This is a genomic window from Hydrogenophaga sp. 2FB (genome assembly GCF_005503365.1).
Classification (GTDB): domain Bacteria; phylum Pseudomonadota; class Gammaproteobacteria; order Burkholderiales; family Burkholderiaceae_C; genus Hydrogenophaga.
Genome location: NZ_SCML01000040.1, coordinates 1 through 15,585 on the forward strand (window position 1 = coordinate 1; position 15,585 = coordinate 15,585).

Genomic DNA, 15,585 nt, shown 5'->3' on the forward strand with positions numbered 1-15,585 from the left:
CCCCCACCGCGCCCAACGCCTGGCGCGCCCCGGTGCCGGTGCGCGTGGAACCCGCGCGCACCGAGGACTTCACGGTGCAGGCCCGCGCGGTGGGCACCGTTGCCCCTTACAACACGGTGACCGTGCGCAGCCGCGTGGATGGCCAGCTGGCGCGCGTGCTGGTGCGCGAAGGTCAGAAGGTCACGCGGGGTCAGTTGCTGGCCGAGATCGACCCCGAGCCCTTGCGCGTGGCGCTGGCCCAGGCGCAGGGGCAGCAGCAACAGAACCTGGCGCAACTGCGCAATGCCGAGAGCGAGCTGGCGCGGTACGAAGGGCTCTTCAAGCGCGACGCCGTCGCCCGCCAGGTGCTGGACCGCCAGGCCGCGCTGGTGCAGCAGCTGCGCGGCACGCTCAAGTCCGACGAGGCGCAGGTGGACAACGCGAAGCTGCAACTCTCCTACACCCGCATCCTCGCGCCCATCGCCGGGCGCGTCGGCCTGCGCCGGGTGGACGCGGGCAACCTGCTCTCGGCCAACGACGCGAACGGCCTGTTCACCTTGACGCAGACGCAGCCGGTGTCGGTGGTGTTCAGCGTGCCCGAGCCGCAGGTGGCCGAGGTGCGCGCCGCGCACGACCGCAAGACGCCGCCGCAGGCCGAGGCCTGGGACCGCGACAACCGCGCGCGCCTGGCCGTGGGCCGGCTGGACACGCTGGACAACCAGATCGACGCGGCCACGGGCACGCTGCGCCTGAAGGCGCGTTTCGACAACGCGGACGACGCGCTGTTTCCCAACCAGTTCGTGAACCTGCGCCTCGCGCTGCGCCAGTTGCCCGGCGCGGTGACGATTCCCACCGACGCGGTGCAGCACGGCTCGCGCGGCAGCTATGTGTATGTGATCGCCGACAACAAGGCGCAGGTGCGCGACCTCGCGCTCGGCCCTGCCAGCGGCGGACGCACCGTGGTGCTCAAGGGCCTCGTCAGCGGTGAGCCGGTGGTGCTCGAAGGGCTGGACCGGCTGGAGAACGGCCGCGCGGTGAACGTGGTGCAGGCGGCCGCGCTGCCGGCGTCGTCGCCGCTGGCCCAAGAGGCCGATCAGCCCGCGCCCGCGACCCCCTCGGCGCGTTGACGGGGACGCGCATGTCCTCCTCCATCGCCGCGCCCCTCTCGCTCTCGCGTCCCTTCATCCTGCGGCCGGTGGCGACCTCGCTGCTGATGCTGGCCGTGCTGATCGCCGGCCTGCTGGCGTGGCGGCAGTTGCCGGTGTCGGCCTTGCCGCAGGTGGATTACCCGGTGATCCAGGTGTTCACCTTCCAGCCCGGTGCCAGCCCGGACGTGACCGCGCGCACCGTCACCGCGCCGCTGGAGCGCCGACTCGGGCAGATCCCGGGGCTGTCGCAGATGTCGTCCACCAGCTCGGGCGGCGCGTCGGTGATCACCATGAAGCTCGCGCTGGAGGTGGACCTCGGCGTGGCCGAGCAGGATGTGCAGGCCGCGCTGCAGAGCGCCAACAGCCTGCTGCCCTCGGACCTGCCTGCGCCGCCGATCTACCGCAAGGTGAACCCGGCGGACGTGCCCATCCTCACCCTCGCCATCGGCTCCGAAACGTTGCCGCTGCCGCGCGTGGTGGACATGGTGGACACGCGCATGGCCGGCCAGATTTCGCGTCTGCCGGGCGTGGGCCTGGTGAGCCTCGCGGGCGGGCAGCGCCCCGCCATTCGCGTGCAGGCCAACAGCCGCGCGCTCGCGGCCAACGGCCTCACGCTGGAAGAACTGCGCACCGCGATCGCGGCGGCCAACAACAACCAGCCCAAGGGCAGTTTCGACGGCGCGCTGCGCAGCACCATGCTGGACGCGAACGACCAGCTGCGTTCCGCCGCCGAGTACCAGCGCCTCATCGTCGCCTGGCGCGACGGCGCGCCGCTGCGGCTGGCCGATGTGGCCAAGGTGGAAGAGGGCGCGGAAGACCGCTTCCTCGCGGCCTGGGCCGGCATGGCCTGTGCCGAAGGCCAGGACAGTGGTTGCGGCCTCGCCCCGGCGGTGTTGCTGAACATCCAGCGCCAGCCCGGCGCCAATGTGATCGCGGTGGCCGACCAGGTGCGCGCCTTGTTGCCGCAACTCACGGCCACGCTGCCGGCCACGGTGAAGGTGCAGATCGTGTCGGACCGCACCGAGAGCATCCGCGCGTCGGTGCGCGACGTGCAGAAGGAACTGCTGTTCGCCATCGCGCTGGTGGTGCTGGTCACCTTCGTGTTCCTGCGCACGCTGCCGGCCACGCTCATCCCCAGCGTGGCGGTGCCGCTCTCGCTCGTGGGCACCTTCGCGGCCATGCTGCTGCTGGGTTATTCGCTGAACAACCTGAGCCTGATGGCGCTCACGATCGCCACCGGCTTCGTGGTGGACGACGCCATCGTCATGCTGGAGAACATCGCGCGCCACCGCGAAGAGGGCGCGGGTCCGATGGAGGCCGCGCTCAAGGGCGCGAGCGAAATCGGCTTCACGCTGGTGTCGCTCACGGTCTCGTTGGTGGCGGTGCTGATTCCGTTGTTGTTCATGGCCGATGTGGTGGGCCGTTTGTTCCACGAGTTCGCGGTCACGCTGGCGGTGGCCATCGGCATCTCGCTGGTGGTCTCGCTCACGCTCACGCCGATGATGGCCGCGCGCATGCTGCCCCAGGCGCCTGCACACGCCGAAGGACGCGACTGGCTCAGCGGCACCATCGAGCGCTATGGGCGCTGGCTGGACTGGGTGCTGGCGCGGCAGCCGCTCGCCTTGCTGGCCCTGGCTGCCACGCTCGTGCTCACGGCGCTGCTCTACCTGGTGGTGCCCAAGGGCTTCTTCCCGGTGCAGGACGCGGGCGCGATCCAGGTGGTGACGCAGGCGCCGCAGAGCGTGTCGTTCGGCGCCATGGCCGAGCGGCAGCAGGCATTGGCCAAAGCCTTGCTGGCCGAGGCGCCGGTGCACAGCATCTCGTCCTTCATCGGCGTGGACGGCAGCAACGCCACGCTCAACAGCGGGCGCATGCTGCTTACGCTGGCACCGCACGCGCAGCGCTCGTCATCGGCCAGCGAGGTGATCGCGCGGCTGCGCGAGCGCGCGCGCGATGTGAGCGGCATCGAGGCCTGGTTCCAGCCGGTGCAGGAACTGGGCATGGAAGACCGCATCAGCCGCACGCAGTACCAGTTCACCTTGAGCTCGCCCGACAGCGCGCTGCTGGGCGACTGGACCGCGCGCATGCTGGCCGCGTTGAAGGAACAGCCGGCGCTGGCCGACGTGGCGAGCAACCTGCAGGGCGAAGGCCTGCAGGCGTATCTGGAGATCGACCGCGACGCCGCCGCGCGGCTGAACCTGCGCATGGGCGACATCGCCTCCGCGTTGCAAAGCGCCTTCGGCCAGCGGCAGGTGAGCACGCTGTTCACGCACGCCAGCCAGTACCGAGTGGTGCTGGAGAGCGACGATGCGAAGCAAGGCGGTCTGCAGGCGCTGGAGGGCGTGTACGTGCAGCCGGCGGGTGGCGCGGCGGATGCGAAGCCGGTGCCGCTCTCGGCGGTGGCGCGCGCGGTGGAGCGGCGCGCGCCGCTGGCCATCGAGCACCAGGGTCAGTTCCCGGCGGTCACGCTGTCGTTCAACCTCGCGCCCGGCCATTCGCTGGGCGAGGCCGTCGCCGCCATCGAGGCGGTGAAAGCCGAGGTGGGTTTGCCCGCTGCGGTGGAGCTCGCCTTCCAGGGCGCGGCCGAAGGTTTCCGCACCTCCTTGGCGAACACGCTGTGGCTGATCCTGGCGGCCGTGGTGGTGATGTACCTTGTGCTGGGCATGCTGTACGAGAGCGCGGTGCACCCGCTCACCATTCTCTCCACGCTGCCGTCGGCCACGGTGGGTGCGCTGGCCGCGTTGCTGCTGGCGGACAGGCCGCTGGACATGATCGCGGTGATCGGCATCGTGCTGCTGATCGGGCTGGTGAAGAAGAACGGGATCATGATGGTGGACTTCGCGCTGGATGCGCAGCGGCGGCTGGGGCTGTCGCCGCGCGAGGCGATCCACCGCGCGGCGATGCTGCGGTTTCGGCCGATTTTGATGACCACGTTGGCGGCGCTGTTTGGCGCGGTGCCGCTGATGCTGGCGAGTGGTTCGGGGGCTGAGCTGCGGCAGCCGTTGGGGATTGTGATGGTGGGGGGATTGATCGTGAGCCAGGTGCTCACGTTGTTCACGACGCCGGTGGTGTATCTGGCGTTTGATCGGCTGGGGCGCGGGGGTAGGGCGGCGGCGCCATGAACGCGCTCGCCCGCTTCTTCATCCGCCGCCCCATCGGCAGCACCATGCTGGCCATCGCCATCGTGTTGCTCGGCCTTCTCGCGTTGCGCCTGCTCCCCGTCTCCCCACTGCCGCGCGTGGACTTCCCCGTGATCCAGGTGCGCGCCAGCCTGCCCGGCGCCAGCCCCGAGAGCATGGCCTCCACCGTGGCCGCGCCCCTGGAGCGCGCACTCGGCAGCATCGCCGGCGTCACCAGCATCCGGTCCAGCAGCAACCAGGGCAGCACCGGCGTGACGCTGCAGTTCGACCTGGGCCGCGACATCGACGAAGCCGCGCGCGAGGTGCAGGCCGCCATCAACGCCTCGCGCGGGCAGCTGCCCTCGGGCATGACGGGCAACCCGACCTACGTGAAGGTGAACCCCTCGCAGGCGCCCATCATGGCGCTGGCGCTGTCTTCGCCCCGGCTGCCGTCGTCGGCGCTGTACGACAACGCCTCCACTGTGCTGGCGCAGAAGCTCGCGCAGATTGTGGGCGTGGGCGAGGTCACGGTGGACGGCTCCTCGCTGCCCGCCGTGCGCGTGCAGGCCAAACCCGAAGCGCTGGCGCACCGCGGCATGTCGCTGGACGACGTGCGCAACGCCATCACCCAGGCCAACGCCTGGCGCCCGCTCGGCCAGACCGAGCAGGACGGCCAGCGCTGGCAGATCGCGCTGCCCGCGCAACTGCGCACGGCCGCCGACTTCGCGCCCCTGGTGGTGCGCAACGAAGGCGGGGCCCTGGTGCGCCTGTCCGACGTGGCCGACGTCACCGACTCGGTGGAGAACCGCTACACCAGCGGCTACCACAACGACCGCCCCGCCGTGGTGCTGCTGGTGAGCCGCCGCGCGGGCGCCAACATCGTGCAGACCATCGACGCCATCCACGCGCAAATGCCGCAACTGCGCGCGCTGCTGCCGGCCGACACCGAGCTGCGCGTGGTGATGGACCGCTCGCCCGGCATCCGCGCCACGCTGCGCGAGGCCCAATTCACGCTCGTGCTGTCGTGCCTGTTGGTGATGGCGGTGGTCTGGGCCTTCCTGGGCAGCTGGCGCACGGCGCTCATCCCGGCGCTGGCTTTGCCCGTGTCGCTGATCGGCGCGTTCGCGGTGATGTGGTGGCAGGGCTTCTCGCTGAACAACCTCTCGCTCATGGCGCTGATCGTGGCCGCGGGCCTGGTGGTGGACGACGCCATCGTGGTGCTGGAGAACATCCAGCGCCACATCGAGCGCGCACGCGCCGCGCAGGCCGCCGCGGGTCAACGCGAAGTGGGGCGGCGCACGGTCTGGCGCGCCGCGTTCACCGGCGCGGGCGAAGTCGGCTTCACGCTGCTGGCGATGAACCTCGCGCTCATCGTCGTGTTCCTCTCCATCCTGTTCATGGGCGGCGTGATCGAGCGGCTGTTCCGCGAGTTCTCCATCACGCTGGTGGCGGCGATGCTGATCTCGCTGGCGGTGTCGGTCACGCTCACGCCCGCGCTGTGCGCCCACGGGCTACCCGCCGGCCAGCCCAAGCCCCCGGGGCGCCTGGCGCGCGGCATCGCCAGCCTGCTGGCCGACGTGCACGCCGGCTATGCGCGCAGCCTGGGCTTTGCGCTGCGCCACCGCGTGCTGACCTTGCTGCTCCTGGTCGGCACGGTGGCGCTGAACGTGTGGCTCTACGTCGCCATTCCCAAGGGCATGCTGCCGCAGCAGGACACCGGCCAGCTCGGCGGCTTCGTGCGCGGCGACGACGGCTTCTCGTTCCAGGGCATGCAGCCCAAGGTGGAGGCGTTCCGCAGCCTGCTCGTGGCCGACCCGGCCGTGGCCGACGTGACCGGCGTGAGCGGTGGCCGCACCGGCACCAGCAACTCGTGGTTCCGCATCCGCTTGAAACCATTGGCCGAACGCGGCGAGCCGGCATCGGCCGTGGTGGCCCGCCTGCGCGCCAACGCACCGAAGATCGCTGGCGGCATCCTGTTCGTGAACGTGGACCAGGACATCCGCCTCTCCAGCGGCGGTGGCGACAACGAGTACCTGTTCGTCATGCGCTCCGATTCGTTGCAAGACCTGCGCGGCTGGACCAAGCCGGTGGGCGAGGCGCTGCGCGCGCTGCCCGAGTTGACCGACGTGGACTTCGGTGCCGGCGAAGACGCGCAACAGGTGGTGCTGAATGTGGACCGCGAAGCCGCGCGCCGCCTGGGCGTGCGCATGGACACCGTGACCACTGCGCTGAACAACGCCTTCTCGCAACGCCAGGTGGCCACGCTGTACGACCCGCTGAACCAGTACCGCGTGGTGATGGAGGCCGACCCGCGCGGCAACAGCGAGCCCTCGGCGCTCGACCAGCTGCAGTTGCTCAACGGCGCCGGCGAGCGCGTGCCGCTCAGCGCCATCGCCACCTGGCGCTACGGCCTCACGCGCGACCGCGTGCAGCACGACGCGCAGTTCGCATCGGCCGGCATCAGCTACGCGCTCGCCCCCGGCGTGAGCCTGCAGCAGGCGCAACAGGCGATCGACCGCGCCGTGGGCGGCCTGCTGCTGCCCACCAGCATCTCCACCGGCGAGCGCGCGGGCGACCCGAACAGCCTGCAGGCCACGCTCAAGCGCCAGCCCTGGCTGATCCTCGCGGTGCTGGTCGCCGTGTACCTGGTGCTGGGCATGCTGTACGAAAGCCTGCTGCACCCGCTCACCATCCTGTCCACGCTGCCCTCGGCCGGCGTGGGGGCGCTGCTGGCGCTGCGCATCTCGGACACCGAGTTCAGCCTGATCGCGTTGCTCGGCCTCTTCCTGCTGATCGGCGTGGTGATGAAGAACGCCATCCTGATGATCGACTTCGCGCTCGCCGCGCAGCGCACGCGCGGTCTGGCACCGCAAGCGGCGATCCACGAAGCCGCGCTGCGCCGCCTGCGCCCCATCCTCATGACCAACCTGGCCGCGCTGCTGGGCGCGGTGCCGCTGGTGCTGGGCCTGGGCGAGGGCTCGGAGTTGCGCCGCCCGCTGGGCATTGCCATCATCGGCGGGCTGGCGGTGAGCCAGTTGCTCACGCTCTACACCACACCCGTGGTCTATCTCGCGCTGGAGCGCCTGCGTGGCCGCGTGCTGCGCAAGGCCCCGACCACCTGAACCATGCCCCATCTGTCTCTCTCCCGCCGTTTCGCGCTCGCCGCATGGCCTCTGCTGCTCGCCGCCTGCGCCACCGACGCCGACTACCGCGCGCCCGAGCTGGCGCTGCCGGCCAGCTTCCAGCATGCCGGTGCGACCACCACGACCGTGGCCCTGCAGCCCGATTGGTGGACCGTGTACGCGGACGCCGAGCTCGACCGGCTGCTGCGCCGCGTGGCCGAGGCCAACACCGATCTCGCCCAGGCCGAGGCGCGCTGGCGGCAGGCACTGGCGCAGGTGGATGCCGCGCGCGCGCTCGCACTGCCCCAGCTCGGCGCCGGGGCCTCTGCCACGCGCAGCGGCGGCAACGCGGCCGCGGGCACCAACGCCGGCACGCGCCAGCTCTACGCGGCGGGCCTGGACTTCTCCTGGACGCCCGACCTCTGGGGCCGCGTGGCGCGCTCGCGCGAAGCCGCCATGGCCAGCGCCGACGCACAGGCCGCCTTGACGGACGCCACGCGCCTGGCGCTGCAACTCGCCGCCGCGCAGGGCTATGTGCGCCTGCGCGCGCTGGACGCGCAACTGGTGCTGCAAGCGCAAACGGACGTCGCCTATGCGCGCTCGCTGCAGATCACCCAGCTTCAATACGAAGCGGGACTGGTGGCGCGCGCCGACGTGATCCAGGCCGAGACACAACTGCAGTCGCTGCGCACGCAGGTGTTCACCCTGCAGCGCTTGCGCGCGCTCGAAGCCAACGCGCTGGCGCTGCTCGCGGGTTCCACGCCCTCGGGCTACCCGATCGCCGCGCGCGAAGGCGCGCTGCCCGCCGTGCCGCCGGTGCCGGCCGCGCTGCCCGGCGAGTTGCTGCGCCGCCGCCCCGACCTGGTGGCCGCCGAACGGGCGCTTGCCGCCGCTCACGCGCGGCTGGGCGTGGCGCAACGCGCCTGGCTGCCGGACCTGACACTGTCGGCCAGCGGCACGCTGCAAGCCACGAGTCTGGCGCGCTTGCTCGACGCGCCCGCGCGCGTCTGGTCGCTCGGCCCGCAACTCGCCGCGACGCTGTTCGATGGCGGCGCGCGGCGCGCCGATGAAGCCACCTTCCTCGCCGCCTACGACGAGCAGGCCGCAGCCTGGCGCGGCGGTGTGCTGACGGCGGTGCGCGAGACCGAGGACGCGCTCGCGCAACTCGCAACACTGGCCGAACAGGACCGGCAGCAGCAGCGACTGGTGGCCCTGGCCAACGAGAACGAGCGCGTGGTGGGCTACCGCTACGAGGCGGGCGAGATCAGCTTTCTCGAAGTCGCGATCGCGCAGAACCTGGCGCTCTCGGCACGCCGTGCCGCGCTCGATGTGCAGGCCGAGCGCCTGGCGGCCAGCATGGCGCTGGTCGCGGCGCTGGGCGGCGGCTGGCAGGCGCCGCGCTGAGAGTGGCGTTCTTCAGCGCCGGGGCTTGACCCACCACCACGTCAGCAGCGTGCACAGGGCAAACACCGTGTAGGCCGCCACGAAGGCCCACCAGGGCGCGTCCCAGTACAGCAGGCGCGACAGCCAGTGCCCGATGAAGCTTTCGCCATAGCGGGTCTGGCCCGCGATGCGCCGCAGGTCCTGTTCCCATACCGTGAGCGGACACAACTGGCCAAGCCAGGCCTGCGCTGCGATGAACACCATCAAGCCCAGGTGGGTCAGGCGCAAGCCAAAGTGGCGCACCCAACGCCAGCGCAGCACACCACCGATGAGCACCAGTGGCAGCAGGCCCACCACGAAGACGACGATGCCCACGTGCAACGCGAGCAGCGCGTCGGCGAGCCACATCGCCTGGGTGGGCGTCAGGATGGCGGGCATGTGTTGAGGCCTCGCGCGCTGGGGATCAGGGTCATGTCTTAGTCAAGTGGCTTCGTGTCGATGCCGGGATAGCGCTTGCGCAGTGCCTGCAGACCTTCAACGGCTCGGCGGCGCCAACCGGGGCCTCTGTTGATCAAGTCCAGCCAGGTCTCATGAAGCAGGTCGGCGTCGTTCTCTGCCAGGTATTCAATGAGTGAGGCCGCCTGGTCGAGATCCTTGGTCGCCTTTGTCCTCATGTTCTGTGGTCGCTCCCCGTACACCAACAGTTTGTGAAGGGCGTATTTTTCAGGAGGAGGTGCATTGACGGTGATGGCGCCGCGCTGCGCCAGCAAGGTCACCTGAATCGGCGCCTCCATGGAGAATTCCATGAACTTCAAGGGTTGCATGGTGGCGTTCAAGGCCTTGATCAGTACCGGGGTGTCACCTCCTCGGTGCATCGATGTCACAAACTCGATCTGCAGATCTTGCTCGTCGGACTTGATGTAGGTGGTGAAAAAAATAAAAATCAGTATAACGAAGCAAATGGAGGACCCGTGTCCGGGGTTCTGGCCATAAAAAAAACCGCCAGCACACAGGGCGCTGGCGGCTGCACGCATGGCTTGCCGAAGCAAGCGGCGTCATCGTCCGTGCATCACGGCGATGTCATGTACTCCGACAGCACCTTCCAGCGGCCGTCGGTGATCTGCGACAGGCGCGTGGCGTTGCTGCCCAGGCGCTTGGTGGGGGAGAAGGTCATCTCGGCGCTGCCGAAAATGTCTGGTGGAATCTTCATCGTATCCATGGCCTTGATGAAGCTGTCGGTGCTCAGGTTGGGGCCGGCCTTGGTGGCGGCGCGGATGAAGGCGTCGATCGAGCCGTAGCCATACACCGAGAACACGGTCGGCTCCTCGTTGAACTTGGTCTGGTACTTGTTGGCCCAGAAGCGCATGGGTTGTGAGGCCGAGTCCAGGTACGGGTGCTGCACCGTCATGGCGGCGTAGAAACCGTTCATGGCCGGGCCGCCGAGTTTGTGGATCAGGTCGGTGTACGACGCGCTCGAGCCCACGAAGGTGGGGTTGAAGTTCAGGCGCTTGGCGGTGGCGATGCCGCCGATGGTCTCGCGGATGATGGTGCCCATCACCACCAGATCGCACTGCTCGGCCTGCAGCTTCTGCATTTGCGAGGCGAAGTCGGTGGCGCCGCGCTTGTAGGTGGTCTCTGATGCGAGCGTCATGCCCGCTGCCTTCAGGCCGTCTTCCGCGCCGCGCTTGACCTCGAGGCCGAACTCGTCGTCCTGGTACATGGCGCAGACCTTCTTGGCGCCTTTCTCCTTGGCCAGCTTGGGCACCATGATCTTCATCTGTTCGTAGTAGGTGGCGGCGAACGAGTACTTGAGCTTGTGGAAGGGCTCGTACATTTCGCGCGCGGCGGTGATGGGGTAGAAGTTCAGCACGTTCTTGCTGAACTGCACCGGCATGGCTGCCATGTTCTGCGCGGTGCCGATGTGGCCCACCATCGCGAAGATCTTGTCCTGGTTCACCAGCTTCTGCGCGGCCAGCACGGCGTTGCGCGGGTCGTACTTGGAGTCTTCCACCAGCAACTTGATCTTGCGGCCGTTGATGCCGCCCTGTTCGTTGATCTCGTCCACGCGCAGCAGCATGCCCATGCGCACCTGCTTGCCGAAGCCGGCGATGGGGCCGGAGAGATCCTGGATCGAGCCGATGACGATTTCGTCCTTGCTCACACCTTGCGATTGCGCGAGGGCCGAGCCGGCGACCAGCGCCAGCGCGGCGGCAGTGGTCAGAGTCAATCCGGTTTTCATGGTGGTCTCCTGGTGGGTGGATCGGGTATCGGGAAGAAATCAGCGGTACATGGCCTCGATCTGTGGTTCGTACTTGGTCTGTACCAGCTTGCGCTTGAGCTTCATGGTGGGGGTGAGCTCTTCGTCTTCGGCGCTGAGTTGCGTGTCGAGCAGGAAGAAGCGCTTGATCTGTTCGACGCGGGCGAACTTCTTGTTCACGCGGTCGATCTCGGCCTGGATGAGGGCTTGCACCTCGGGCGCACGCGTGAGACTGGCATAGTTGGAAAACGGCACGTCGCTGTCCTGCGCATATTTCTCCACGTTCTCCTGGTCGATCATGATGATGACGGTGAGATAGGGGCGCTTGTCACCGATCACCACCGCATCGGTCACGTAGGGCGAGAACTTCAGTTCGTTCTCCAGCTCGCTGGGCGTGATGTTCTTGCCCCCTGCGGTGATGATGATGTCTTTCATGCGGTCGGTGATGCGGAAAAACCCTTCCTCGTCCACCGTGCCCACATCGCCGGTGTGCAGCCAGCCGTCGGCGTCGATGGTCTCGGCGGTTTTTTCGGGCAGGTTCAGGTAACCCATGAACACGTTGGGCCCGCGCACCAGGATCTCGCTGTTCTGCGGATCGAGCCGCACTTCGTTGTAGTTGGCGGCCGGGCCGATGCTGCCCGGCTTGATGCGGGTGGGCAGCATGCCGGTGGCGGCGCCGCAGGTCTCGGTCATGCCCCACACCTCGAGCATGGGAACGCCCAGCGCGAGGTACCAGCGCACCAGGTCGGGCGAGATCGGCGCCGCGCCGGTGACGAGGTAACGCGCGCGGTGGATGCCGATGAGCTTGCGCACGTTGTCCAGCACCAGCAGCCGCGCCACGCTGAAGCGCATGCGCAGGCTGGCGGGAACGGGCTGCCCGGCCATCACCCGGTCCGCCACCTCATGGCCCACGCAGATGGCCCAGGCGTAGGCGGCCTGCTGCGATTTGCCCGCTTCCTTGAGCGTGATCATCACGCCCGAATAAAACTTTTCCCACACGCGTGGCACGGCGGTGAACACCGTGGGCGCGATCTCGCGCACGTTCTCCGGCACGGTCTCCGGGTTCTCCACGAAGTTGAGCCTGGCGCCGGTGTAGAGCGAGAAGTACTCGCCGCCCAGGCGCTCGGCGATGTGGCACAGCGGCAGGAAGCACATGCACTCGTCGCGCTCGCTGCGCGCGATCAGCGTGTTGTAGCCGCGCACGGTGGTGACCAGGCCGCGGTGGCTGTGCATCGCGCCTTTGGGGCGCCCGGTGGTGCCCGAGGTGTAGACCAGGATCGCGAGGTCTTCGGCTTGCACGGCGGCCACGCGCTGCTCCAGCAGGCCGGGGTGTTGTGGCATGTGCGCGCGACCGAGTTCGCGCAGCGCGTGCAGGCTGATCACCTGCGGGTCGTGCAGGTCGCGCAGGCCTTCCATGTCGCAGACCACGATCTTCTTCAGAAGAGGCAGGTGCGCGCGCACCTCCAGCGCCTTGTCGAGCTGTTCGTCGTCTTCGACGAAGAGCACCGTGGTGCGCGAATCGGTGCAGAGGTACTGCACCTGTTCGGCCGCGTCGGTCGGGTAGATGCCGTTGGACACGCCACCCGCGCTGAGCACGGCGAGGTCGCACAGCACCCACTCGATGGTGGTGTTGGACAGGATGGACGCGGTCTCGCGCGGCTCGAAGCCCAGGGCCATCAGGCCATGGGCGATCTCGCGCACCGCTTCACCGGTCTGGTCCCAGGTCCAGGCGCGCCAGAGACCGAATTCCTTCTGGCGCATCCACACGTTGGGCCCGCGTTCGCGCACGCCGTTCCAGAACATGGCAGGAACGGTCTCGCCCTGCAGCACGGTGGTGGTGTTGGGCTGGATGGCGGAGAGGTCCCACAGGTTGCTCATGCTCTATCTCCAGTTCTTTTTCTTCTTCCAGCGCCGCTCGCCGCGTTCCCCCGCCTCCTTCATGCCGAGGTAGAACTCCTTGATGTCGTCCTTCTCGCGCAGGTGGGCGCAGGTGTCTTCCATGACGATGCGGCCGTTCTCCAGCACGTAGCCATAGTCGGACGCGTTGAGCGCCATGTTGGCGTTCTGCTCCACCAGCAGGATGGTGGTGCCGCGCTCGCGGTTGATGCGCACCACGATCTCGAAGATTTCCTTGGTGAGCTTCGGTGAAAGACCCAGGCTGGGTTCGTCGAGCAGGATCAGGTCGGGGTTGGCCATGAGCGCGCGGCTGATCGCGAGCATCTGCTGCTGACCACCCGATAGCAGGCCCGCGTCCTGCGTGGCACGCTCGCGCAGGATGGGGAAATAGCCGAACACCGCTTCCATGTCGCGCGCCACGCCGTCGCGGTCCTTGCGGGTGTAGGCGCCCATCTGCAGGTTGTCGCGCACCGAGAGCAGCGCAAACACCTCGCGTCCTTCGGGCACATGGCTCAAGCCCTGCTGCACGATCAGCGCCGGGTCTTGCGCGGTGATGTCCTCGCCCTTGAACTCGATCGAGCCCTTGCGCGGATCGATGATGCCGCTGATGGTCTTGAGGATGGTGGTCTTGCCCGCGCCGTTGGAGCCCAGCACGGTCGCGATCTCGCTGCGGCGCACCTGCAGGCTCACGCCGCGAATCGCCTTGATCGGGCCGTAGGCGCTCTCGACGTTGAGCAGCTTGAGCACCGGCGCGTCGGAGGTGGCCACGCTCATGCGACCTCCTTCCGGCTTTCGCGGCGCAGGTTCGACACATCGTCCATCGAGCCCAGATAGGCTTCGATCACACCCGGGTCGCGTTGCACCTCGGCGGGTGTTCCCGAGGCCAGCTCGGCGCCCATGCTCATCGCCAGCACGCGGTCGGACACCTTGGAGACCAGGCTCATGTCGTGTTCGACCATCAGCACCGTGATGCCCAGTTCTTCCTTGATGTCGGCGATCCAGAACGCCATGTCTTCGGTCTCCTCCACGTTGAGGCCGGACGACGGTTCGTCGAGCAGCAGCAGCTTCGGCTCGGTGCACAGCGCGCGGGCCAGCTCCACCACCTTGCGCACGCCGTAGGGCAGGCCGGCCACCATCGATTCGCGGTGGTGCTGCAGGTCGAGCAGGTCGATCACGCGCTCGACTTTTTCGCGCGCCTCGATCTCGGCGGCGCGGGTCTTGCCCGTGAAGAAGATTTCGCTCCACAACCCGGTCCGGCGGTGCGTGTGCCGCCCGATCAGCAGGTTCTGCAGCACGGTGGCGTGTTCGAACAGCTCGATGTTCTGGAAGGTGCGCGCGATGCCCAGCCTGGCGATCTGGTGCGGCGCCTGCTCGGTCAGGCGCAGCATGCCACCGCCGTTCGGCGCGGCGTAGTCGATGCTGCCGGTCGTGGGCGTGTAGATGCGGCTGATCAGGTTGAACACCGTGGTCTTGCCCGCGCCGTTGGGCCCGATCAGCGTGAACACCTCGCCGCGCCGGACGTCGAAGCTCACGTTGTTGACCGCCAGAACGCCGCCAAAGCGCACGCTCAGGTTCCTGGCCGAGAGGAGGACTTCTTCCGGGTTCATTTCAAACGATCCGATTTCTGGAAGGACTTCTGCCGCTTGAACAGCCCCTTGCGGTAGAACGGGAACAACTGGAACCAGGTGCGCACCTTGAGCCAGCGCCCGTACAGGCCCATGGGTTCGAACAGCACGAAGGCGATCAGCACGATGCCGTAGACCGTGCCCTGCAGGCCCGCGGCCTGCCCGATCGCTTCGGGCAGGTAGTCCTTGCCCAGCGCGATGAGCTGCGGCATGACGATGAGAAAGATCGCGCCGAGGAACGCGCCGTGGATCGAGCCCAACCCCCCGATGACGACCATGAGCAGCAGGTCGATCGACTGGATGATGCTGAACTGTTCGGGCGAGAGGAACTGGATCTTGTGCGCGTACAGCGCGCCGCCAATGCCCGCCAGCGCGGCCGAGAGGGCGAAGCTCAGCGTCTTGTAGCGCGCGAGGTGGATGCCCATGCTCTGCGCCGAAATCTCCGAATCGCGGATGGCGACAAACGCGCGCCCGGTGGACGAGCGCATGAGGTTGACCACCCCCAGCGTGGCCAACACCGTGACCGCCAGGCACAGCAGGTAGAACTCGTTGGTGGAGTCCAGTTCCCAGCCGAAGAGGTTGGGCGCATTGACCATCAAGCCCTTGTTGCCGCCCGTCACATGCTCCCAGCGCGCGATCACCTCTTCCACGATGAAGCCGAAGGCCAGCGTGGCCATGCCGAGGTAGATGCCTTTCACGCGCAGCGCGGGCAGGCCCACCACCATGCCGACGGCAGCCGAAAGAAGACCCGCGCAGGCCAGCGCCAACGGAAACGGCAGGCCGGCGTTCACCATGATGGCCTGCGTGTACGCGCCCACGCCGAGGAAGGCCGCGTGGCCGAGCGAGAACAGGCCGGTGAAGCCCGCGAGCAGCATCAAGCCGAGGCCGACCACCGCGTAGATCAGCACGAAGGTGAGTTGCGCGAGCCAGTATTCCGATATGGCCCACGGCGCGATCAGCAGGAAGACGCACAGCACCGCGTACCAGAACGTGTGGCCGCCGTGTTTGGCGAGCCGGATGTCCTGGTTGTAGTCGGTCTTGAAAATGAACCGCATG

At 68.2% G+C, this 15,585-nt stretch carries 11 protein-coding genes; 4 read left to right on the plus strand and 7 right to left on the minus strand.

The features are described from left to right. The 4 genes from FFS09_RS21020 to FFS09_RS21035 all read left to right on the plus strand — a co-directional run. Positions 1-1,106, plus strand: a 1,106-nt coding sequence (locus FFS09_RS21020; RefSeq protein ID WP_137920861.1) for an efflux RND transporter periplasmic adaptor subunit, incomplete at its 5' end; no start/stop codon positions are given. Positions 1,107-1,117: 11 nt separating this feature from the next. Continuing rightward, complete coding sequence (locus tag FFS09_RS21025; protein WP_137920862.1) at positions 1,118-4,249, plus strand: efflux RND transporter permease subunit; 3,132 nt, start codon at positions 1,118-1,120, stop codon at positions 4,247-4,249. After that, positions 4,246-7,368: an efflux RND transporter permease subunit gene (locus FFS09_RS21030; protein WP_137920863.1), complete on the plus strand. Its 3,123-nt coding sequence runs from the start codon at positions 4,246-4,248 to the stop codon at positions 7,366-7,368. The genes FFS09_RS21025 and FFS09_RS21030 overlap by 4 nt, the downstream gene beginning before the upstream one ends. 3 nt (positions 7,369-7,371) lie before the next feature. Further along, positions 7,372-8,772 carry an efflux transporter outer membrane subunit gene (locus tag FFS09_RS21035; RefSeq protein WP_137920864.1) on the plus strand — a complete coding sequence of 467 codons (1,401 nt, stop codon included), beginning with the start codon at positions 7,372-7,374 and terminating at the stop codon, positions 8,770-8,772. 12 nt (positions 8,773-8,784) lie between these two features. On the opposite strand, the gene FFS09_RS21040 is transcribed toward FFS09_RS21035, so the two are convergent. The 7 genes from FFS09_RS21040 to FFS09_RS21070 are packed head-to-tail and all read right to left on the minus strand — an operon-like array spanning position 8,785 to position 15,584. Next, positions 8,785-9,189: a DUF2784 domain-containing protein gene (locus tag FFS09_RS21040; protein WP_137920865.1), complete on the minus strand. Its 405-nt coding sequence runs from the start codon at positions 9,187-9,189 to the stop codon at positions 8,785-8,787. Between the two features lie 38 nt (positions 9,190-9,227). Beyond that, positions 9,228-9,785 (minus strand): GSU2403 family nucleotidyltransferase fold protein, encoded by a 558-nt coding sequence (locus FFS09_RS21045; RefSeq protein ID WP_137920866.1) that lies wholly within the window; start codon positions 9,783-9,785, stop codon positions 9,228-9,230. 35 nt (positions 9,786-9,820) lie between these two features. Beyond that, positions 9,821-10,990, minus strand: a complete 1,170-nt coding sequence (locus FFS09_RS21050) for an ABC transporter substrate-binding protein (protein WP_137920867.1) — start codon at positions 10,988-10,990, stop codon at positions 9,821-9,823. A 39-nt stretch (positions 10,991-11,029) separates the two neighbouring features. After that, on the minus strand, positions 11,030-12,886 hold the full coding sequence (locus tag FFS09_RS21055; RefSeq protein WP_137920868.1) for an AMP-dependent synthetase/ligase: 1,857 nt from the start codon (positions 12,884-12,886) through the stop codon (positions 11,030-11,032). Positions 12,887-12,889: 3 nt separating this feature from the next. After that, the gene (locus FFS09_RS21060; protein ID WP_137920869.1) at positions 12,890-13,678 is read right to left on the minus strand and encodes an ABC transporter ATP-binding protein; all 789 of its coding nucleotides are present in this window, start codon (positions 13,676-13,678) and stop codon (positions 12,890-12,892) included. Beyond that, positions 13,675-14,511 carry an ABC transporter ATP-binding protein gene (locus tag FFS09_RS21065; protein ID WP_137920870.1) on the minus strand — a complete coding sequence of 279 codons (837 nt, stop codon included), beginning with the start codon at positions 14,509-14,511 and terminating at the stop codon, positions 13,675-13,677. Before FFS09_RS21065 ends, FFS09_RS21060 begins: the two co-directional genes overlap by 4 nt. Further along, positions 14,508-15,584: a branched-chain amino acid ABC transporter permease gene (locus FFS09_RS21070; RefSeq protein ID WP_137920871.1), complete on the minus strand. Its 1,077-nt coding sequence runs from the start codon at positions 15,582-15,584 to the stop codon at positions 14,508-14,510. The genes FFS09_RS21065 and FFS09_RS21070 overlap by 4 nt, the downstream gene beginning before the upstream one ends. Position 15,585 lies beyond the last annotated feature (1 nt).